We start from the raw sequence: 22,439 nt of genomic DNA on the forward strand, positions 1-22,439 counted from the left end.
AAAAGTTTTATCCCTTACTTAAAAATTTATATATCATATGCATACCTCTATTGAAGGTGTGCTCTATTATTCCCGCCCGACTGCTTCGAAAAGAAAACTTTTGTACCAGTATCCTTTCTTTATTTCCTACAGCAACAAAAACTGTTCCTACAGGTTTATCCTTCGTGCCTCCACCGGGTCCCGCAATTCCCGTGGTCACAATACCTATATCACAATTAGTTGCGTTACAAAGACCGGCTAACATTTCTCTAGCACATTCTTCACTAACTGCACCATATGTATCTAGTACATGTGAACTTACATTCAACAAATTTTCCTTTATTTCATTGGCATATGAAATAACAGAACCCAAAAAATATTCTGATGCCCCTGGAACAGATGTGATTTTATGAGCGATATAACCACCTGTACAACTCTCACCCGTAGCCATCATCAATCCTCTCTCCTTCAATAACTCACCCATAATGGTTGCCCATTCATTGTGATTCTCAGCAATATAAAAATCTTGAAGACGCGTTATAATCTTTTCTTTAAAATAATTAATTTTGCTATGTCCACTTCCTTTCTCCTTTACTTCCGTTAACCGAAGACGAACACCTCCGTGATACGGAAGATATGCGATCGAAATATTTCTGGGAAATTCCTTGATAATATCCAAAATAGTATCGACAACATCTGTTTCCCCTATCCCGGCTGTAAACAAGGTCACCCTCTCCTGGTTCAAAGACTTCAATGAAGGCAATACATAAGTGTTGAACAAAAACTTCATTTCAGTAGGAACCCCTGGAAAGAAATAAAACAATATCCCTTTCTGGTGAATCCGGAGCCCTGGAGCCGTCCCTACATTATTGTCCAATACTTCAGCTATTTCCGGCAATGTATATTGGCGTGCATGTTGTGCTGACATTGTCCGGTTTTTGTTTTCAAAATAGGATTTAATACGTTTTCTGGTATGCTCGTGGACTACCAAGTCGCAATTAAAAAATTTTGCTATTGACAAAAGTGTCATATCGTCAGAGGTAGGGCCTAGCCCTCCGCTAACCAAAACTATTGCCGCATCTTTAGATGCTCTATTTAAGGTCAATGTAATATCATCTACACGGTCTCCTATAGTATATTTTGAAACGACATTCCATCCCAAGGAGGCCAAACTTAACCCAAGCCATGATGAATTCGTATCAGTAATCTGCCCCAAAAGCAATTCATCCCCAATGGTTACAATCGACACACAATCACTCCTCATTCAATAAAAATTTAATTTGCTTAAAATCATATTTTCTCTCGACTCCTTCAACTTCGACCACAAGTTCACCCGTACATAATACATCAACTATGATCCCTCTTTTATACTCCTGATCCACCAGATCAAAGAATGAAAAATCCTCATCATAGCCAAAAAGGTATGTCAAATAAATTTCTTTAAGACTTTTTCCATTTTCTGCAAGATTATAAAACCTCTTTAGGTGCCCATAAAGGTCTATCCTTAAATCAGATATATTATATTCTTTGTCCGAAACCATTTTCAAAGATGTAGCATTAAATAAATATTTATCAAAATCATCCTGGTTAACATTCATTCCTATTCCTACGACTGAGTTTTTCACATGATTTCCGGAAAATGTGTTTTTAATAAGCAGCCCTGCTATTTTTTTTCGATCTACCAGGATATCATTAGGCCATTTAATCTGTATTCTTTCATCTTTTATAAATTGACGTAATAACTCCGTACAAGCCAATGAAGTTATAAAATGCAACTTAAATGGTTCTTTGGCGTTTATAAAGTCAGGATACAGAATTATTGACATTAATAAATTTGCTCCGGGTATAGACACCCATTCACTGCCAATTTGTCCGACTCCTTCGGTCTGAAAATCAGCAGATATGACAGTAAATGCAGGTGGATTGCTTTTTGCTATTAATTCTATACCGTAGCGATTGGTACTGGAAATAGAACTAAAGTGTTTAAAATGATCAAATTCAGCCAACTTATCAGTAAATTTGTAATTAGAAAATAAAAAAGGAATAATTTGCAAGCGAAGTTAAAAGAAAACCCGCAATATAAGCGAGAACATTTGAATGACTTTATAATCGAAAAAATTCAGGACCATAAAGGTAAAAATATTTTAAAATTTGACTTAAGATCCCTAGAAACCCCGCCTACGGATTTTTTTATCATTTGTGAGGCAGATTCTGTTACACATGTTAAATCTATAGCAGGAAATTTAGAAAAAGACATTAAAGACGAAATAGGCCTGTTCCCCAGCTATACAGATGGGAAAACACAATCGACATGGATAGCAATAGATTATTTCACAACGATTATTCACGTCTTTTATAGTGAGACAAGAAAGTTTTATGACTTAGAGGGACTTTGGCAAGATGCTGAAATCACCGAGTACGAAAATATATAAATTAGAATGGACAACAACAAGAACAATAAAAAGAACTCCAATAATAAAAAAGGTAATAAATTCAATATTTATTGGATATATGGAATAATAATTCTTTTACTTCTGTTTTTTAATATTATTGGATCCGGATTTGGTGGAGGACAGGAAATAGACTATAAAAAGTTTAAAAGCCTGGCTGAAAACGGAGATATAAATCGCCTCGAAATAGTCAACAAAAGTGAAGCAAAAGTTTTTATCAAAAAATCACGGCTTGACTCTGAAGAATTCAAAGATATATCACAAGATGCGTTTTCGCTGAATCAACCTCATTATACTTTCAACATAGGAACCGTTGATGCCCTGGAAACACGTCTTGAGAAAATTAATTCAGAACTCGCAGAGGAGAATCAACTGTATCCGGTTTACAAAACTGAATATAGCTGGACATCCGCCTTAACATACATTATTCCAATAGTACTTATTATAGCTATTTGGATATTTATTATGAGAAGAATGAGTGGAGGTGCCGGTGGACCCGGAGCTCAAATATTTAATATTGGTAAATCAAAAGCTACTTTATTTGACAAAGACACTAAAGTCAATGTGACTTTTCAAGATGTAGCCGGACTGGATGAAGCCAAAGAAGAAGTAATGGAAGTGGTCGATTTCCTCAAAAACCCTAAAAAGTATACTTCCCTGGGAGGTAAAATACCCAAAGGAGTTTTGTTGGTTGGCCCTCCGGGAACAGGGAAAACACTTCTTGCCAAAGCTGTTGCAGGAGAGGCTGAAGTACCTTTTTTTACGATTAGTGGATCCGACTTTGTAGAAATGTTTGTAGGTGTAGGTGCCTCAAGGGTAAGGGACCTTTTTAGACAAGCACGAGAAAAGGCACCTTGTATTATTTTTATTGATGAAATCGATGCCATAGGAAGAGCCAGAGGAAGAAACAGTATTCAGGGAGGTAATGACGAACGTGAAAATACCCTTAATCAACTTCTTGTAGAAATGGACGGATTCTCCAGTGAAAAAGGGGTAATACTTATGGCTGCTACCAATCGACCGGATGTTCTGGACACAGCACTGCTACGACCCGGAAGATTTGACAGACAAATAGGAATAGATCGCCCGGATCTAAATGGACGTGAACAAATATTTGAAGTTCATCTAAAACATATAAAGGTATCTGTTGATGTCAATGCAGAAGTATTAGCTGAGATGACTCCTGGTTTTGCCGGTGCTGAAATTGCCAACGTTTGTAACGAAGCAGCCTTAATTGCAGCCCGTAGAGACAAGAAGAAAGTTGACATGGAAGACTTCAATTACGCCCTGGACAAAGTGATTGGAGGTCTGGAAAAGAAAAATAAACTTATTTCTCCAAGTGAGAAAAAAGTAATAGCATACCACGAAGCGGGCCATGCAATTTGCGGTTGGTTTTTGGAACATGCTTCACCTCTTGTAAAAGTCACTATTGTTCCTAGGGGAATAGGCACTTTGGGTTATGCTCAATATTTGCCCAAAGAAGAATATATTACCAGTACAGAGCAATTGTTAGATCGTATGTGTATGACTTTTGGAGGAAGAGCAGCCGAAAGTATCATTTTTGGAAAGGTAAGCACTGGTGCACAAAACGACCTGGATCAAATTACTAAAATGGCGTACAGTATGATCGCTATCTATGGTATGAATGATAATGTGGGTAATATTTCTTTCCACGGTTTGCAAAAAGATCAAATAAACAAACCTTACAGTGAAGAAACCTCCGCATTGATTGATTCGGAAGTCAGGAAAATGGTTCAGTTCCAATTCGAAAGGGCAAAAGCTCTATTGACAGATAAAAGGGAAGAACTTGAAATTCTTGCCAAAGCATTATTAGAGCGGGAAGTAGTCGTAAAAAGTGACCTGGAAGAACTCATAGGCCCACGACCTTTTCCCGAACCTGAAAAACTAAAAAATGATGAAGTATCAGTGACTTCGGAAGATGAAAATACATCGGTGGAGTAATAATCATTTTGTCAATTAAGCAACAAAATATAGAACCACTTCTGAAAAGTACTGCATATTTACCATTAAAAATATATGAATATTGTCCCTCCAGGTAAGTCAATATTGGATCAATATTAATTTGTGGAAGGGAATATATTAGAATCTCCTGGGAGCAACCTTTTTATCACCAAAAATATTGAGAGAAAGTGATAAATGATGAACACCAGTGTCAAAATAAAGACGTTCCCAGGAATAATCAATTTTAAGTTCTTTAACGGCTATACCAAATCCCAGGGCAATGCCTTCAAGTGAACGTATATTTTCTATTCCAAGTTGGCGGTTCTGCAAGTGGTCATATGAAAATCGCAACCAAAACTTTTCCGGTTTTCCAAAGCTCATCTGCCCACCCACTACCATGTGGGCAAATATTTCGCGAACCAAATTTTCAATGCGGGAAGATTCTGACGAGCCGCCATTATCAAAATCATTTTGTGATTCATCAAATGGATTTAAATAGCTGAGACGGTTCCAATAATTTAGCTTTTGAAATTTTAAAAATAATTCAAGCGGTAAATATCTTAACTTTTTGCTACCATATATAGACAGGTCCCAGTTAATAGGGGTTCGTTCGGTCTCAAATGGAATAATCTCATGGCCCAAATTGCTGATTGATAGCCCTACAGCGGAATTATCACCCAAACTGTACACACTGCCAATATCAACACTTAGAATATGGGAATTGTAGGAATCAATATTCCGTAAATGATAATTCAATGCGATCCCAATTCTCAAATCCTGAGAAAGTGCTCGAGAAGTTCCCAAAGAGATACTGCTTGAACTTGACCTAAAAGTACCAATATTACGACCTTCTGCATCATATCTATCTGTTTCTCCAAAAGAGGTTTGCAATAATCTCACACCAATTGGCCAAATACTATCCAATTGAAGTACAGAAGTAAGAGAAAAGACAGATATTTTTGAAGGATAAAAAGAAGAATTAACTCCTACTTCCCCATTGAGTGTTCCCGTAAGAATTCCAGGATTAATACCCCATTGGTTAACATCATTCATTGACCGGGATCCGTTCGTTCCACTTAATGCTACTCCGCTTGCACCATAATAATTATCTAAAGGAACAAAACCATTATATGATTCATTTTGTGCATTTACTGAACACACCATCATAATACCCAAAGGAAAAAACCACAAACGCAGCCCAAACTGCAGATGGTCTCGTAAAAACATATACTTTCCAATAGGGGCTATCATATCATTCTTCTCAAATGTAGTATCAACAACATAAAGTAGGCATTAACAGTCTTGATAGCAAAGGTAAATAAAAAAAGCTGTCCTAACTAGAACAGCTTTTTGAGTAACTATTGTATTTCAACGACCCCGTTAATCTAATAAAAATCGGATCGATTATCTTCAATTTCAGCATTCTCTTTTAAAGCCCCGCTCAAAGCCGTATTAACTTGTTGGGCCATCTGTGATACTGAATTATTTTGCACACTTGAAAAATTAGCCGAATTTGTTTGAGAAACATTAGTGGGCTTTGCCACAAAGACGCCGGTATTACCTATTACAGGTTTGGAAAGCTGGTTAAGTTCAGTATTTTTTACTGCCGCCAATAATTTGGGCTCACGTCCTATATCAGGAATATTGTCGGACATAAAATTAACAGCCCCGATTGAATCTACTGTTACATTGAATTGCGAAGCTATGCTTTCAAGAGAAGTAGCATTACTTATTTGACTGGCAATTTGTTCTCCTTTCAACTTATCAAGTATGGTCTGTTCTACTTGTAATCTGACGCTTTCAGGATCAGGCAAACCTTCTGGTAATATTTCATTTAATCCTACAATAACATAGCGATCAATATAAAATAATTGAGGATTCTGATAACTATAAACGATTGGAGAAACATCACCTTCTTCCGTGCTGTTTTCAAATGCCCAACGGATAATATCTCTACTTACGTTTCCGCCACCAAAACTTGCAAACAAATATCCATTTTTTGTTGAAGGCTGGGCTTCCTGAATTCTAAACTCCGGTCTATCAGCAATTGCTTTTTTCAACTCGGGCAATGTCCTGGCGTTGGAAATAAATTCTTGCGCAATATTGTAAATGGAATCCTGTGTACGTTGGCTGGGAACAATCTCCTCCTGTACAGTAGCCAATTGAACTCCTTCCTGATTATTAATAAACTTTTTATCCAGTACTTCAACCAGGTGTACTCCAAATTGTGTGGCGACCGTATATAACTCTCCAATCTCAGCTCGATAAAAAATCAAATCATTAAATTGCTGAACCATTTGACCTCTTGCAGCATATCCCAGGTCCCCTCCTCTCGGAGCAGATGGTCCCTGACTATGTTTTATGGCTAATGAATCAAAAGTAGCCTGACCACTTTCTATCACTTTCATTAGACTATCAGCCGTTTGAAATCCTTGCATCAATTGCTGTTGGGTCTGCCCATTAAAAAGAATGTGCCTTGCATGCACTGAATCAGGTATCATCTTCCTGTCGACAATTTTAGTTGCTCTTATTGATCCCTGTACTTCATACGGTCCCACAAAAGACCCGACCGGTTTTTCAAAAACGGAATCTGCGATAATAGCAGGCAGTTCTTCTTTGAATTGATAAGCGGATGTAAATACACCTTCATTATTTTGGATGAAGGTAGTATCATTATCAGTCTCTTTGAAACGCTCCAAAACAGATCTGAGATTTTCTTTAACTTCAGCGCTATCAGTAGCAGTGGCCGTTACATTCAAGGTCATATATTCCAATCTTCTACCTTCTTCATCACGTGCAAATTCACTCCTATTCTCTTCCAAATAGTTTTGTATTTGCGAAGTAGTAACCTCCAGGCTACTGGCATCAGCTTCATTAAATGGGATTTTTACGTAAGAAAATTCCATTTGGTTATTCTGATCATCCATTAATCTATCTATCAACCAGGAGGGTGTATAAAAGGCCTTAGCTGCCAGGTTCTCCACTTTCCTCTGCTTGCGATCAGCGATGATCTCTTTCTCTTGCCATGCCCAGAATCGCTTTGTTTCTTCAGGCATCTGTCCTGCTTGAATTTGTTGTCTGATATTATTTAATTGTTGAAAATCAACACCTCCGGTATTGGGATTCGTAAATCTCTGCTGAACTACCGGACTGAGGTTTGAACCAAATTCAAGATCCAGTAGTTCTTCCCTACCCACACCTATACCATTAGCTTCTGCCTCCCGGTCGAATAAAGTTTTATTCAGGTAATAATTCCACAGATAACTCCTTCTCGAATACACATCGGATCCTCCACCGGCATATACAGCTTCTTCATGAGCCATAAAGTTTCGGTAATCCACTTTCTCCCCGTTAATCTCTCCTAACGTAAGATTTCCAGCTTGATATCTGCTGCTATTACCGACCATATCCATTATAAGGAATGCAGCTAGTGCCAATGCTATCATGACAAATAATAACCAGCTATTTCTTCTAATTGTACCTATTAAGGCCATAATTATTTGATTGTTTGCTTCTAAAAAGATTTGCAAAGGTAAAAAACTTCCACATTTTTCACCTAGACTTCTAAAATAAATTGTTATTGCTTTTCTTTCTCATTATAAAATTCCTGTGCCGCTTCCAGAGCATTATAAAATTCCTCACCAAATCCCCTTATCAATGCTTCTTTAGCAAAAGCTACCAGAGGCAAACCTAACTTTTCCCCATTCATAATAGCAGGAGTACAAATTTCCCATTCATCATAATTTAGTGCGGTAAATCCAACTTCCCTGTCCCGATTTACCCGAATAGGATATAATTCACAACTTAATGGTTTCTTAAAGTCAATAATGCCTTCGTTGTATTTCTTCTCAATCCCGCATAAAGCCATTCCCGATTCATCAAAAGTCACAAAAGCACAAGCCCCATCAGGCCTGAGTGTTGTTCCGTAATCATTCATTCCAGGGAAGTACTGCTCCACACCATTTGCATCAATAGCATCTCGAGATACATCATCCAATCCCGGTTCAACTTTGTCATAAATCGCCTTGAGTATTTCGCGTTCTTCCGGTTCAAGCGGAGCCCCATAATCGCCCTCAACACAGCATACTCCTTTGCAAGCAGCCAAATTACAGCAAAATTTTTTTTCCAAAATCTCGTCACTAACGAGTATATTATTTATCATGAACATGTCTAAACTATAATTGTAAATCGACAATTAAAATTGTATATTCGCTCCCTGTGAAATAAATTTTCACACTATTCTTATTTAATCAAAGATTCAAAAATATATTATCCTAATGAAGGAACTCAAGTCATTATTTCAACAAAAATCAAAAATTGTAGCCAATGAGTTGAAATCAATGTTAAAAGAAAGTGGCGATCTGAAGGTAGATGAAGTAGTATTGAAACAAGTGGTAGGTGGTATGAGGGGTATCAAAAGTATGTTTAGCGAAACCTCCCATCTAGATCCTATAGAGGGGATAAAATTCAGAGGGTATAGTATACCCCAATTGCGAGAGAAACTACCTAAATTAAATCATACTGAACCGTTACCTGAAGGTTTGTTTTGGTTGATGCTAACGGGAGAAATTCCAACTGAAGAACAGGTAAAAGGGTTGGCTGATGAATGGGAATCAAGAGCAAAAGTTCCCCAACATACTTATGATGTAATTGAGGCTATGCCCATTGACACTCACCCTATGACTCAGTTTAGTGCTGCTATCACATCAATGCAGACCGAAAGTATCTTTGCCAGAAAATATGCAGAGGGAATTAATAAGCAGGATTTTTGGGATCCTACCTTTGAAGATGTCATGAACCTTATAGCCAAACTTCCGGGAGTAGCGGCCTATATATATAGGAGAGTTTATCACAACAACGATCAAATTGCTCCGGACACCTCCCTTGACTGGGCGGCAAATTTTGCCCATATGTTAGGGAATAAAGATCCCGAATTCCAAAATTTAATGCGATTGTATCTTACCATTCACGCAGACCATGAAGGTGGTAATGCTTCTGCACATGCGACTCATTTAGTAGGGTCCACTTTAAGTGACGCCTATTATTCATTAGCGGGTGGAATGAATGCATTGGCAGGTCCATTGCACGGTCTAGCCAACCAGGAAGTAATTAAGTTTATTCTCGAAATGCTGGATGAGATAGGAACAGATGAACCAACGGATGAACAAATTTCATCTTTTATCAAAAAAACACTGGATAGCGGAAGAGTAATTCCCGGATACGGCCACGCTGTTTTGAGAAAACCCGACCCAAGATTTGTGGCGCAAAAACTATTTGCAGAAAAACATTTACAAAATGATAAGTTGGTAAAAGTCGTATGGCAATTGTACGAAATCGTTCCCGGTATTCTGGAAGGCCTAGGAAAAGTTAAAAACCCATGGCCAAATGTAGATGCTCATTCTGGCGCAATCCTTGTTCATTACGGCATAAAAGAATATACGTATTACACTGTTCTATTTGGTGTATCAAGAGCCCTTGGAGTATTAAGTAACCTTTGCTGGTCCCGGGCACTGGGTCTTCCTCTAGAACGTCCAAAGTCCGTCACATTAGACTGGATTAAAAACTATATTGCTGATCAACAGAATTAATTAAACATGAAAATACCTGACACACTCAAGTACTCAAAGGAACACGAATGGGTTCGCAAAGATGACGGAGATATCGTTACCGTTGGTATTACGGATTTTGCCCAATCCGAACTGGGCGATATAGTTTATGTGGAAGTAGATACCGTTGGTGATCAAATTGATAAAGACGAAATTTTTGGTACGGTAGAAGCAGTAAAAACTACTTCGGACCTGTTTATGCCTGTTTCAGGTGAAGTCCTCGAATTCAATTCGGAATTGGATGAATCGGAAGGTGATGATCCGGCTTTAATTAACGAAGACCCATATGAAAAAGGATGGATTGTGAAAATTAAAATGACAAATGCCGAGGAATGGGATGATTTGTTAGATGCAGATGAATACAAAAATTTAGTTTCATAATTTTTTTCTTTACGGATACAACAAAATCTCTTTCACAAACATCTAGTAAATAGAAACCGTGGGAAAAAAGAAATGGACAATACTTTTTTATTTATGGTTAGGTATTGTTTGTTATTTATCCCTAATACCGACGGGAGATAGAGTGCAAAAGAGTATTTTGGATCTTCCTCATCTGGATAAAATAGTTCACGCGGGAATGTACTTTGTATTAAGTTTTATCGCAATACATTACCTTCATAAAACCAAAATAAAGCACAAGTATTTAATGGCTTCTTTATTTTGTATCGGTTGGGGTATATTGATGGAGTTTTTACAAAGTTCAAAAATAATAAATAGAGATTTTGATATTGCTGATATTATTGCTAATATTATTGGCTCTATTCTAGGAATAGTTTTTTTTAAATTTTATAAATTTTAAAGCCATGTTAAATGACATTACTGTTGATGGGCGGACATTGGTTATAGCTCTGTTTGGCTTTTTGGCGCTTGTAATCGCTGTTATACTTGTTGTAAAGTATATAATGCGTAGCAAGTCAGCCTCAGACCTTTCGGACAAATACAGTGATCACGACTGGGGAAGTCCACTTCAAGGCCGGAGTAAATATCCGGATGTGGACGCTTTTAGGTTGTCGATGCCATTGTTACTCTTCGGTGGAGTCGTTGCTTTAGGTATTACGTGGTTGAGCTTTAATTACACGGAAAAAGATCCAGAAATTTATATTCCGGACAATGCATTGGAAATACCTGATGACATTGAAATTGAGCCGCCTCGTACTTCTGAACCACCACCACCGCCACCACCGCCACCACCGCCGGTGATCGAAGAAGTTCCTGAGGAACTTATCGAAGAAGAAGAAGAAATCGAGTTTGTTGACCAATCGGTAGAGGAAGAGACTTTTGTGGAGGCTCCGGTAGAAGAGGCAGCACCGCCACCACCACCGCCACCGCCACCACCACCACCAGCTCCCAAAGAAGAGGAGATTTTCAAAGTAGTGGAACAAATGCCGCGGTTTCCAGGATGTGAAAACATTTCAGGAACAGAAGCAGAAAAGAAAGCATGTGCTGATAAAAAGATGCTTGAATTTCTCTACGACAATATCAAGTATCCTGCCATTGCTCGAGAAAATGGCATTGAAGGTAATGTTGTTGTCAGTTTTGTAGTAGAAAAAGACGGTTCTATTACCGATCCAAAAATCATGCGGGATGTAGGTGCAGGACTAGGTGAAGAATCTATTCGAGTGGTTCAAATGATGGATAATCTCCCTCAAAAGTGGACACCCGGACAACAACGGGGTAATCCAGTAAGGGTTCAATTTATTCTTCCCGTAAAATTTGAGTTGAAAAATTAATTATCTGAATCAGATAATTTAGAATACAGTGAGAGTGATTTGAAAATTTCAAATCACTCTTTTTTTTTTTATAGAAACACAAAGAATCAAAAGTCTGGAAAAATTGTATAGTTCCGGCAAATAGTAACGTGAATAAACAACAGTTTCACCTTGTCAATGGATGCTTTTACTCCCCTTCTGTACTCTCTTTAGTATATCACTTCAAACCGCAAAGTTCTTTAAAAATAATTCAGTAAGAATTTATCGAAAATTCGTCACCCTCTTTATGATATTCTTATGGAACTTCATTAGAAGCAACCTTTTACGTAAAAATAATTAGTAAGACATATCCATTAAAAACATAAAAATTTACCGCCACAATCTTAATCAATATGCGGGCAATTCAAAAGATAATGAAGTATCAAGAAAAAACTTGAATACTATGTCGTGAACACCTATACAAGATATAGCACCTTTTATTCTCTGTACACCTTCTTGTAACGTCCGAAGTATTTAGCCACTTTGTTAATAAAAGATTATAGAGGATCAAAGTGGTAAATGTCAATCTGAATATCAATCTACTAGCTCCTTAATTTTTATATTCCTAAATTCCACCCCCTGCCCCTCAGCCTGCAAGCCTATATATCCTTCCTTTAACATTTTACCATCTACCTTAATTTTGGGATCAAAACCATTTGCCACACCACCTCCAATCTGTGGGTTGGTATATTCTAATACTTTCATATCATTCACTTTATGTACAATAAGAGAATCACTATGTACAATTAATTCCGCCTGCACCCATTCGTTCCATTTATACGTATCAGAGGTCGAATTAATACAATGCCTGGGATCCATCTCTCCCTTGTAAAAAACCTCAGTTCCCGGTGAACACATATTACCTGTAGGTCGAGATACACCCTCTTCAGCTTCCGCAAGCATCTGATATTCTACTGAGATGGGCCAATCCTGCTCCTTAAGAATTGTATTTGGTGATTGAGAATGAAACATGACGCCACTATTTCTATAAGTGTATTCCGGAGCATCCTTGCACCACTCATCTGTAAAACGATATTCAAATTTTAAATGGAAAGAAGAAAAAGGTTTTTCGTAAAAAAGATGACCATACCGTTCATCAAATTCTCCATAATCACTGTAATTCACCTGTATAACTCCATCTACTACTCTAAAGGTATTCCTGTAATTATCTCCCACATTATGATGATGAAACTTGGGTATCCACCCTTCCAAATTCTGCCCATTAAATATAGGTTGCCATCTATCAGATCCTTTGCTTTGTGCATCAATTCTATGAGACAATAACAAAACAGCTATCATCAAAAACAAGGCTGAAAAAAGGATTCGGTTATTCATTCCACAATTTACTTTGAATTCAAAAACAATACAGACGTAAGACCATAGGACATTCATGAAATATCCTTCAAATACTTATACTTTTTATACACCAATCTAGCATTATTTATCGCAATAAACAATCCAGTCCTACCATCCAAAAAACCTCCTTTTACGACGAAGTCTCTAACAAAACGCCATACTGGGCTCAGTGTATGCATTACTATACTATATTCCCTACCCTTTTCTTTTAATTTCTTACTGGCCAGGTATGCGTATCTATCTGTTTTCTTATATAAATGCTGCCAATCACGGTAAGAATAATGATGAAATATTCCAGTGAGTTTTACAACTCGCCCAGAAAACCTCAACCTCTCATGAACAAAATCCCCTTGCCAACTCGAAAAATTTTTATTATAAACTCTTTTTACCCACACCCCAGACCAACTACCATAAAAAACGGGAGTTTTTCCAATGTAATTCAAAAATGAAAAAGAATATACATCTTCCGGATTATCAAACGATAAAGTATTAATCTCTGAAATTAACCTATCAGATAGTCGTTCGTCAGCATCCAATGCTAATATCCAATCATACCTGGCTGACTCCGCTCCCAAATTTCTTGCAGCTGAAAAACCTTTCCAGGGATGAGAAATTACAGAAACTTGGGAATATTTTTTAGCTATTTCGACCGTATGGTCAGTACTTTGAGCATCTACAACAATAATATCGTCAGTTATATTACTTACGTTAGCGATAAAATCTCTGATATTATCAGCCTCATTCAGTGTAATCAGTACGACTGAAATATTGGTCATATTCAATTTTCCTTTTTACGTAACCCAAACCAAAGAATTTAATCTTCAGCGTCAACGCCTGATCCTGGGTAGTACACTTTTAAAGCAAAGTTCCGAAAGACCTTTACTTGTGATATTATCTTTCCAAAGAATTATATCGTCAAAATATCCTTTTCTTTAGCATCGATATGATTGTCTACACTTTCGTAGTATTTCTTGACAAGATCGTCAATTTTTGATTCCAACCGCTTCCCTGCATCTTCAGGAAAGCCATCCTTTGTTGCCTTCTTTACTACATCAAGTGCTTCCTTTCTTGTACTGCGAATACTTACCTTGGTATCCTCCCCAAGAGCCTTTGCCTGTTTCACAAGTGTCTTTCTGCGCTCCTCTGTCAAAGGAGGTACAGGAATTCTAATAAATTCACCGTCGTTCATTGGATTATATCCCAGGTTGGATTCAATGATAGCTTTTTCGATATCATCAATAATTGATTTATCCCAGGGTTGGATGGCCAGAGTACGCGAATCAACAGCCGTTACATTCGCCACTTGGTTTAAAGGTGTAGGAGCTCCGTAATAACTAACCATTACACTGTTCACCATAGAAGGATAAGCTTTACCCGTTCTAATTTTCAACAATTCGTCTTTCAGATGTTTTATCGAATCATCCATTTGACTCTTAGACACGTTTAATACACTATCAGTATCTGCTTGCATAATTTTTTATTAATTTAATAAAATTTAATCTCTCGATCCCATAAGTTGCATTACTAAATATAATAACATAACCAATGAGGACAACGCTGCCGCTACATAAGTCATCGCAGCCCATTTCAGAGCATCCCTCGCTTTTTCATGTTCCTTACCAGCAGTAACATTATTTTGGTCCAACCAAACCAAGGCCCTTCTGCTTGCGTCGAATTCGACAGGAAGGGTAACTAATGAAAATAAAGTCGTAACACCAAAGGCCAAGATAGTAATAATCAAAATTGTTCCTCCTGCGCCATTCATATTCATGCCAAATCCTCCAAGTGCAAACAATAAAAGATACTGTTGCAGACCAGAAGCTACTTTTACTACAGGCACAATCGCCGATCTAAATTTCAACATATTATAACTAGTAGCATGTTGAACAGCGTGACCACATTCATGAGCTGCTACAGCCGCAGACATAACACTTCGCCCCTGATAAACCTCCGGGCTCAAATTAACGGTGCGATTGGCAGGGTTATAGTGATCGCTCAAGAACCCTTTAGCGGGAAGTACCTGAACATCATTAATACCGTAATATGACAACATTTGCTCAGCAATTTCCTTTCCCGATTGGCCACTGGAAATTTGATCTTTACTATAAATACGAAATTTTGATTTAAGTCGATTACTTACAAACCATCCGATAATAGAAAAGGCAACTGCAATAATAATATACCCCGTATATCCTCCCATATTTAAATTTTATTTTATTTTATAATGTAATACGTTCAAACCCCGTATAAGGTTTCAAAACAGATGGAATTTCGATCCCCGATTCCGTCTGATTGTTCTCTAACAAAGATGCAACAATTCTTGCCAGGGCCAATACACTTCCATTAAGAGTATGAACCAATTCAGATTTTCCACTTTCATTCTTGTACCGTATTTTCATCCTATTACTTTGATAGGTCTCAAAGTTTGATACTGAACTTACTTCCAACCATTTTTTTTGCGCAGCTGAATATACTTCAAAATCAAAAGTCAGCGCGGAAGTAAACCCCAAATCGCCACCACACAATCTTAGAATCCTAAATGGCAATCCCAAATTTTTAAGCAAATTTCGCACATGTTCTACCATCCAGTCCAGTATATTGTAGGAGTCTTCCGGCTTCGCAATAACAACCATTTCTACTTTATCAAATTGATGAACCCGGTTCAAACCTTTTACATCCGCCCCATAACTTCCCGCTTCCCGTCTAAAACATGGAGTATAGGCTGTTAATTTGTATGGAAGTTCATCAGCGTTAACAATATCTCCCCTAAAAATGTTTGTAACAGGCACTTCTGCCGTAGGAATCAAATACAAATCATCCTTGGTGACATGGTACATTTGTCCCTCTTTATCCGGAAGTTGTCCCGTCCCTCTTGCCGTAGCAGCATTAACCAAGTACGGGGGAATAATTTCAAGACAACCAGCTTTGGTTGCCTCATCCAAAAAATACCGGATCAATGCCCTTTGCAAAACAGCTCCTTTGCCCTTATAAACAGGAAAGCCAGACCCCGCGATTTTCACACCAAGATTGAAATCAACAAGGTCATACTTTTCAATTAATTCCCAATGAGGTTTTGCCTCATCTCCTAATTGAGGTAATGGTCCGTTCCAATCTTCTGTTATCTCGTTATCTTCTTCAGTGACACCAGCGGGAACACTTTCATGTGGCACGTTAGGGATCTCCAAAAGATTCGCCTCCAACGCCTCTTCCGTTTCTTTTAACTTCTCCTCATAAAAACCGACCTTTTGTTTCAGATCTGCCACCTCTCCTTTTAGCGATTCAGCTTCATTTCCTTTACCGGATTTAAATAAATCACCAATTTTTTTTGATGCTTTATTTATATTACTTAGGATTTCATCTGACTCAGTTTGAAGGGTTTTGCGATCGTCATCCAATTTAATAACTTCATCAACTTTGGTTTCTACATCTTTTATCCCCCTTTTTTCCAGGCTTTTAATGACAAAATCTCTATTTTTACGAATTCTTTTTACCTCAAGCATACTTTTTTTGTTGTTTCTTTCATATTTTTTGCAAAGATATAGGCATCTTTAAAAAAAAGCACTTATTTTTGCGTCAAGATTATAAAATTAATCTTTTGATTTGATATACTCCTTTTTTTATTGTTAGATTCAATTTCCATAGTTTACATCTAGATCTTGAATAATTCGTAACATAAACCAACGGTATCATTTTATTTATTTATCAATCGATTTAAAGAAAGTTTAATCATATGTATGATATTTTGCAGTTGAATGACATGCTCGTTCCAGAGCTAAGAGAACTTGCGGAAAATTTAGGTTTAAAAAAATACAAGCGCCTGAATAAAAAGGACTTAATATATAAGATCCTGGATGCACAAGCTATGCAGAAAGAGGACGGTGAAAAAGGCGAAAAAGATAAAGCAGCAGCCCCCAAAAAACCGGAATCAAAAAGTAATCCCAATCAACCAGATAACTCAGATAGTAATCAAAATTCATCTGGCAGAAGGAGAAGACGGGTCACAAACACCCCAAATAGTCCCAATACTAAAAAAGGACAAAATCAAGGCGGTGCTAATCAAAAACCTTCTGAGAAAACTCAGCAAAACAGTACACGCTCCCCAAAACAGAATCCTGGCAGTAACGCCCCAAAAGCAAATACGCCTAACAACAACAGTAATACCAATCCAAAGAACACTTCTGACAAAAACAATAAATCGGACAATAAAGACCAAAATAGCCCAAAAAACAGCTCTCACAAAGAGAATCACAGAAAAGAAAATACACAAAACAGTTCTTCGGATAGACAAAAAAAGTCAAACGATCAAGAAAGAAATGATCAAAAAAAGAAAGAAAAGTCTTTTGATATTGACCTAGATGGTGCGATTGAAGGCATGGGAGTGCTCGAAATGATGCCTGATGGTTATGGTTTTTTGAGATCAGCCGATTTCAATTACATTTCTTCACCAGACGATATTTATGTCTCCCCTTCTCAGATCAAACTTTTTGGACTGAGAACAGGAGATACCATATTAGGAACAATCCGACCTCCAAAAGACGGTGAAAAATATTTTGCTTTATTGAAAGTAACAAAAATTAATGGACTCGATCCGAAGTTAGTTCGAGAAAGAGTTTCCTTTGATTATTTGACTCCCTTATTCCCCAATGAAAAGTTCAATTTGACATCCTCTCCTACTGGACGTGATATTGGGAATAGAATGATCGACTTATTTGCACCAATCGGAAAAGGTCAAAGGGGATTGATTGTGGCACAACCCAAAACAGGTAAGACATTTTTGCTAAAGGATGTAGCTAATGCAATTGCAAAAAATAATCCGGAATGTTATATGATCGTATTACTGATCGATGAAAGACCGGAAGAGGTGACAGATATGAAAAGAAGTGTCAAAGGAGAAGTAATCGCTTCCACCTTTGATGAGCCTGCCGATAACCATGTAAAAGTAGCTGGCATCGTCCTTGAGAAAGCCAAAAGATTAGTGGAATCAGGACACGATGTAGTTATTCTACTCGATTCCATTACGCGACTAGCCAGAGCCTATAATACAGTAGCTCCTGCCAGTGGTAAAGTATTGTCAGGTGGTGTTGAGGCAAACGCTCTTCACAAGCCCAAAAAATTCTTTGGTGCGGCACGTAATATAGAAAACGGAGGATCACTTACTATTTTAGCTACGGCCCTTATCGATACCGGATCAAAAATGGACGGCGTAATATTTGAAGAATTTAAGGGAACTGGTAACATGGAACTTCAATTGGATAGGTCGCTTGCCAACAAGAGATTGTATCCTGCAATAGACCTTACCAAGTCAAGTACTCGAAGGGAAGAGCTATTGCTCGATAAAGATACTTTACAAAGAATGTTTATCCTACGCAAATACCTGGCTGATATGAAACCGGATGAAGCAATGGAACATATTCGAAGATTGATGCTAAACACAAGTGACAATCAGGAATTTTTGGCTTCCATGAATGGATAAGCTGAAAAAAATACCAAGAATTACCAATTAATTTTGATACTTAAGAAATAACTTCTAAATTTGTGCTCCCTTTTAAGTGGGAGCATTAATTTTTAATAAAAAGAAGACTGAATCATGAAAAGGACATTTCAGCCATCAGTACGAAAAAGGAAAAATAAACACGGTTTTAGATCTAGAATGAGTACTAAAAACGGGAGAAAGGTTATCAATAGAAGAAGAAGAAAAGGAAGGCAAAAACTATCAGTTTCCTCTGAATTCAAATTGAAATAAGATCATCCCCTGGAATGTCTCAATTCCGTTTTCCAAAATCAGAAAAGCTCAAAGATGAGCATGCAATAAAAGACTTATTTGAAAACGGGAAAAAAATAAAGTTCTATCCCATCCTATTTTTATATGGCACGATAAAACGTGCTCCAATTGAAAAAAAGGCACCACCAACCATCCAATGTGCCTTTACTGTATCCAAAAGACGCTTCAAAAAAGCCACTGATCGCAATCGAATAAAAAGGGTAATGCGCGAAGCGTACCGTTTGCAGAAACATAAAATAGCAGAAGTGATCACTTCTGCGGAAACGGATGATCAGGTCGGATTAATATTGTTGTATATCGGTAAAGAAATTCCGATATTTTCCAGCGTTAATAAAGCTATTAATCGTTTCATTCTAAAACAACCGGCAGAATGAAATCAATTATAATTATCCTTTTCTTTCTTTACCTCCAACCTTATAAGGCATACACACAAGTTTTTCTCCAACTTGAGAAAATCGGTAATACTAAAACACTCAAAATTCCTGTAGGAAGTGAAATTGAATTCAAATTAAAGGGAAGAGATTATTATACAAAAGAGAAAATAACAGGGTTTCGACCGGACCAAGGTGTAGTTATTACCGAAAGCGAAGTATTTTTTGCGGATAGTATATATTCTATAATTCCCAATGATTTTTATCACAGGAAAGGGAGATTCTTTATTTACCCTTTATATACATTAGGAGCTACAGGCACTTTATCCGGAATTATAGGGACTATTTATGAAAAAAGATTTAGAGCCGGTCTATTGCTTCCGGGGCCAATCGTATTCGGAATCGCCTGGTTACTCCACCAATGGATTGACCGTCCCTATGTAGCCAATAAAGGATGGAGGTTCCGGGTTGTTGATTTGCGAATGTCCGTACCGGAAGAATAAATATAGATTATTTCTGAAGTATAAATTCCAACGCCAGTCTGTACCCCTTCAATCCCATTCCAATAATAATTCCATCACATACCGGACTTAAATATGAGTGGTGCCTGAATACTTCTCTTTTGTGAATGTTGCTAATATGGACTTCCACCTTAGGTATGGATATATTGGCCAAGGCATCATGTATAGCCACGGATGTATGCGTATAGGCTCCGGCATTAATAATTATTCCAGAGACAGAAGAAGAATATTTCTGGATACAATCTATTAGCTCCCCTTCTGAATTGGATTGAAAATACTCTAATTCTAACGTATTTGAATACAAATCTTTTAACTCATCCAAGTAATCCGTAAAAGTCGTACTCCCATAAATTTCCGGCTGACGGGTACCCAATAAATTTAAATTTGGCCCATTTATAATTAAAACTGATAATTTTTCCATATTAGTTAGCTAGCTCAGACAAGAATTTTATTCTTACTAATCGTATTTCATCACTATTGATATCATCTTCTTCTAATTCAGCCAGAGCATCTTCAAGGGAATCACTTTCCGCTTCCATAAAATATTCATAAATATCCTCAATAACATATTCATCTATATTCTCGTCCAGGTAATAATCAATATTTAATTTTGTTCCTGAAAAAACAATGATCTCCAGTTCCTCTAACAATTCATTATAACTCATATTAATTGCTGAAGCCAGGTCTTCCATGTCCATTTGCTTGTCAATTCCCTGAATAATTGCCACTTTAGACTTGGATTTATTCGCAACTGTTTTAACAACAAACCCTTCGGGCCTTTCTATATCATTCTCTTCTACATAGTCTGCAATTAACTTGAGAAATGGCCTTGCGTACCTTTTCGCTTTGCCTATGCTTACGCCTGAGATCTTGGTCATATCCTCCATACTCAACGGATATTGAGTCGCCATATCTTCCAGTGAAATCTCCTGAAACATTACATATTTTGGAATCCTTTTCCTCTTGGCTTCCCTGTCACGAAGGCTACAAAGCATTTTAAACAAAATGTTATCTACTGCACCACCACGCCCCACTGATGGATCGTAACCACTTTCTTCCATTTTTTTGTAGCTCCGGTTAATTCCCAACCAAAGTTCACTGGGGTTTTGTATAAAATCTTTGCCTTTATCACTTAGCTTCAAAACACCATACGTCTCAATATCTTTGAACAAAAACTTTTTTAATATTCCCTGTCTGTACATTGTATTCCAAAAATCTTTGCCCTTATCCTTCCCGGAACCAAACCATTGATGTTCGTTGAGACTAAAACTTTTCAATGTTTCATTTTCTTCCCCCATCAAAAATTTGACCAACATTTTAGAAGTATAATTCTCTTTTAGTGAATCAATGACACTTAATGCATGGACCATTTGATTCGATACTTCCTCTTTTTCGACGGGATGCCTGCAATTATCACACATATCATTGCACTTATCCCTGGTATAAGATTCTCCAAAATAATTAAGAAGGAAAGCCCGCCTGCATTCTGAAGTCTCTGCGTAGTCCATTACTTCCTGCAACAATACCATTCCCATTTCTCGTTCAGCTACAGGCTTGTCTCTTAGGAATTTCTCCAATTTCAATAAATCCTTGGGCGAATAAAAAGCCAGACACCTTCCTTCTAATCCATCTCTACCCGCTCTCCCGGTCTCCTGGTAATAATTTTCAATACTCTTTGGCATATCATAATGAATCACAAACCTCACATCAGGCTTGTCTATCCCCATCCCAAACGCTATCGTAGCACATATCACTTTTACGTCCTCCATAAGAAAAGCATCCTGTGTATTGGCACGGGTATTTGCATCCAATCCTGCGTGATATGGGGCCGCATTGATATTATTCATATTCAACGTCTCCGCCAGTTCCTCCGTAGTCTTTCGATTCTGTACATAAATAATTCCCGAAGGGTCATTCATTTCATTGATGAATTGGATAATCTCTTTTATTGCATTTTGCTTATTTACCTTAGGACGTATTTCATAGTATAAATTAGTCCGGTTAAATGAAGAAACATATTTATTGTAACTCCCTAAATTGAGATTCTTAACTATATCGCTCTGGACCTTTGGGGTAGCTGTAGCGGTAAGGGCCATGATGGGTATATTGGGTCCTATTGAATCCACCATGAACTTAATCTTTCGATATTCCGGTCGAAAATCGTGCCCCCATTCAGAGATACAATGTGCTTCATCCACTGCCACCAAAGAAATATTTACGCGATTAAAAAAACTAAGGTATTCCTCCTTTGTAAGCGTTTCCGGAGCTACATATAATATTTTTGTTTCTCCCTCAGTAATATCACTCATTACTTTCCGGATCTGAGCCTTATTCAATGATGAATTTAAAAAATGGGCTATACTATCAGACTGGCTATACCCTCGTATCAAATCTACTTGATTCTTCATCAAAGCAATTAATGGGGAAATAACAATAGCAGTGCCTTCCGATAAAATTGCTGGTAATTGATAACACAGAGATTTTCCACCACCGGTAGGCATAATAACAAAAGTATCATGGCCCGAAAGAATGCTATTAATAATCTCTTCCTGAGGTCCCTTAAATTGATCAAAGCCAAAATACTGCTGAAGAGCCCCTTGCAGTGATTTCTCTTTAAACTCCATAATTGATATTTTACATTAAATCTTAATTCACATACGAACT

At 37.4% G+C, this 22,439-nt stretch carries 22 protein-coding genes; 10 read left to right on the forward strand and 12 right to left on the reverse strand.

The features are described from left to right. Nucleotides 1–7: 7 nt before the first annotated feature. Both LVD47_RS09065 and LVD47_RS09070 read right to left on the reverse strand, forming a co-directional pair. Complete coding sequence (locus tag LVD47_RS09065; RefSeq protein ID WP_236975412.1) at nt 8–1,243, reverse strand: CinA family nicotinamide mononucleotide deamidase-related protein; 1,236 nt, start codon at nt 1,241–1,243, stop codon at nt 8–10. Further along, nucleotides 1,233–1,985, reverse strand: a complete 753-nt coding sequence (locus LVD47_RS09070; protein ID WP_236975413.1) for a biotin--[acetyl-CoA-carboxylase] ligase — start codon at nt 1,983–1,985, stop codon at nt 1,233–1,235. Before LVD47_RS09070 ends, LVD47_RS09065 begins: the two co-directional genes overlap by 11 nt. Nucleotides 1,986–2,027: 42 nt before the next feature. Between LVD47_RS09070 and rsfS the strand changes: the two genes are divergently transcribed. Beyond that, the gene (rsfS, locus tag LVD47_RS09075) at nt 2,028–2,411 is read left to right on the forward strand and encodes a ribosome silencing factor (RefSeq protein WP_236975414.1); all 384 of its coding nucleotides are present in this window, start codon (nt 2,028–2,030) and stop codon (nt 2,409–2,411) included. 6 nt (nt 2,412–2,417) lie between these two features. After that, nucleotides 2,418–4,391, forward strand: coding sequence for an ATP-dependent zinc metalloprotease FtsH (gene ftsH, locus LVD47_RS09080; protein WP_236975415.1), 1,974 nt, complete (start codon nt 2,418–2,420; stop codon nt 4,389–4,391). A 138-nt stretch (nt 4,392–4,529) separates the two neighbouring features. On the opposite strand, the gene LVD47_RS09085 is transcribed toward ftsH, so the two are convergent. From LVD47_RS09085 to LVD47_RS09095, 3 genes are all read right to left on the reverse strand, one after another. Then, the gene (locus LVD47_RS09085; RefSeq protein WP_236975416.1) at nt 4,530–5,642 is read right to left on the reverse strand and encodes a PorV/PorQ family protein; all 1,113 of its coding nucleotides are present in this window, start codon (nt 5,640–5,642) and stop codon (nt 4,530–4,532) included. Nucleotides 5,643–5,776: 134 nt separating this feature from the next. After that, a complete protein-coding gene (locus LVD47_RS09090) occupies nt 5,777–7,885 on the reverse strand; it encodes a peptidylprolyl isomerase (protein WP_236975418.1) in 2,109 nt (702 codons plus the stop codon). Nucleotides 7,886–7,968: 83 nt separating this feature from the next. Beyond that, on the reverse strand, nt 7,969–8,553 hold the full coding sequence (locus tag LVD47_RS09095) for a DUF3109 family protein (RefSeq protein ID WP_236975419.1): 585 nt from the start codon (nt 8,551–8,553) through the stop codon (nt 7,969–7,971). Between the two features lie 115 nt (nt 8,554–8,668). On the opposite strand from LVD47_RS09095, the gene LVD47_RS09100 reads away from it, so the two are divergent. From LVD47_RS09100 to LVD47_RS09115, 4 genes are read left to right on the forward strand one after another with little or no spacing between them, the layout of a single operon-like run. Next, nucleotides 8,669–9,979, forward strand: coding sequence for a citrate (Si)-synthase (locus LVD47_RS09100; protein ID WP_236975421.1), 1,311 nt, complete (start codon nt 8,669–8,671; stop codon nt 9,977–9,979). Nucleotides 9,980–9,985: 6 nt separating this feature from the next. Continuing rightward, a complete protein-coding gene (gene gcvH / locus LVD47_RS09105) occupies nt 9,986–10,378 on the forward strand; it encodes a glycine cleavage system protein GcvH (RefSeq protein WP_236975423.1) in 393 nt (130 codons plus the stop codon). Nucleotides 10,379–10,436: 58 nt separating this feature from the next. Then, nucleotides 10,437–10,796, forward strand: coding sequence for a VanZ family protein (locus tag LVD47_RS09110; RefSeq protein WP_236975425.1), 360 nt, complete (start codon nt 10,437–10,439; stop codon nt 10,794–10,796). 4 nt (nt 10,797–10,800) lie between these two features. Further along, complete coding sequence (locus LVD47_RS09115; RefSeq protein ID WP_236975427.1) at nt 10,801–11,727, forward strand: energy transducer TonB; 927 nt, start codon at nt 10,801–10,803, stop codon at nt 11,725–11,727. Nucleotides 11,728–12,279: 552 nt separating this feature from the next. Here the strand turns inward: LVD47_RS09115 and LVD47_RS09120 are convergent. The 5 genes from LVD47_RS09120 to serS all read right to left on the reverse strand — a co-directional run bounded on the left by LVD47_RS09120 (nt 12,280) and on the right by serS (nt 16,601). Beyond that, nucleotides 12,280–13,044, reverse strand: a complete 765-nt coding sequence (locus LVD47_RS09120; protein ID WP_439651997.1) for a 3-keto-disaccharide hydrolase — start codon at nt 13,042–13,044, stop codon at nt 12,280–12,282. Between the two features lie 89 nt (nt 13,045–13,133). Continuing rightward, nucleotides 13,134–13,877, reverse strand: coding sequence for a glycosyltransferase family 2 protein (locus tag LVD47_RS09125; RefSeq protein WP_236975431.1), 744 nt, complete (start codon nt 13,875–13,877; stop codon nt 13,134–13,136). A gap of 131 nt (nt 13,878–14,008) precedes the next feature. Beyond that, complete coding sequence (gene frr, locus LVD47_RS09130; protein ID WP_236975433.1) at nt 14,009–14,572, reverse strand: ribosome recycling factor; 564 nt, start codon at nt 14,570–14,572, stop codon at nt 14,009–14,011. A gap of 24 nt (nt 14,573–14,596) precedes the next feature. Continuing rightward, on the reverse strand, nt 14,597–15,301 hold the full coding sequence (locus tag LVD47_RS09135; RefSeq protein ID WP_236975435.1) for a zinc metallopeptidase: 705 nt from the start codon (nt 15,299–15,301) through the stop codon (nt 14,597–14,599). Between the two features lie 19 nt (nt 15,302–15,320). After that, the gene (gene serS / locus LVD47_RS09140) at nt 15,321–16,601 is read right to left on the reverse strand and encodes a serine--tRNA ligase (RefSeq protein WP_236975437.1); all 1,281 of its coding nucleotides are present in this window, start codon (nt 16,599–16,601) and stop codon (nt 15,321–15,323) included. A 230-nt stretch (nt 16,602–16,831) separates the two neighbouring features. On the opposite strand from serS, the gene rho reads away from it, so the two are divergent. From rho to LVD47_RS09160, 4 genes are all read left to right on the forward strand, one after another. Further along, complete coding sequence (gene rho, locus LVD47_RS09145) at nt 16,832–18,574, forward strand: transcription termination factor Rho (RefSeq protein WP_255785067.1); 1,743 nt, start codon at nt 16,832–16,834, stop codon at nt 18,572–18,574. Nucleotides 18,575–18,688: 114 nt separating this feature from the next. Further along, nucleotides 18,689–18,844 (forward strand): 50S ribosomal protein L34, encoded by a 156-nt coding sequence (gene rpmH, locus LVD47_RS09150; RefSeq protein ID WP_236975438.1) that lies wholly within the window; start codon nt 18,689–18,691, stop codon nt 18,842–18,844. Between the two features lie 14 nt (nt 18,845–18,858). Next, nucleotides 18,859–19,257, forward strand: coding sequence for a ribonuclease P protein component (rnpA, locus tag LVD47_RS09155; protein ID WP_236975439.1), 399 nt, complete (start codon nt 18,859–18,861; stop codon nt 19,255–19,257). Continuing rightward, nucleotides 19,254–19,757 carry a hypothetical protein gene (locus tag LVD47_RS09160; RefSeq protein WP_236975440.1) on the forward strand — a complete coding sequence of 168 codons (504 nt, stop codon included), beginning with the start codon at nt 19,254–19,256 and terminating at the stop codon, nt 19,755–19,757. The genes rnpA and LVD47_RS09160 overlap by 4 nt, the downstream gene beginning before the upstream one ends. A gap of 7 nt (nt 19,758–19,764) precedes the next feature. On the opposite strand, the gene aroQ is transcribed toward LVD47_RS09160, so the two are convergent. Together aroQ and recQ are read right to left on the reverse strand one after the other, a co-directional pair. After that, nucleotides 19,765–20,196, reverse strand: a complete 432-nt coding sequence (aroQ, locus tag LVD47_RS09165; RefSeq protein ID WP_236975441.1) for a type II 3-dehydroquinate dehydratase — start codon at nt 20,194–20,196, stop codon at nt 19,765–19,767. A gap of 1 nt (nt 20,197) precedes the next feature. Then, complete coding sequence (gene recQ, locus LVD47_RS09170; protein ID WP_236975442.1) at nt 20,198–22,399, reverse strand: DNA helicase RecQ; 2,202 nt, start codon at nt 22,397–22,399, stop codon at nt 20,198–20,200. Nucleotides 22,400–22,439: the final 40 nt, after the last annotated feature.

The organism is Membranihabitans maritimus (assembly GCF_021729145.1).
GTDB lineage: Bacteria > Bacteroidota > Bacteroidia > Chitinophagales > Saprospiraceae > Membranihabitans > Membranihabitans maritimus.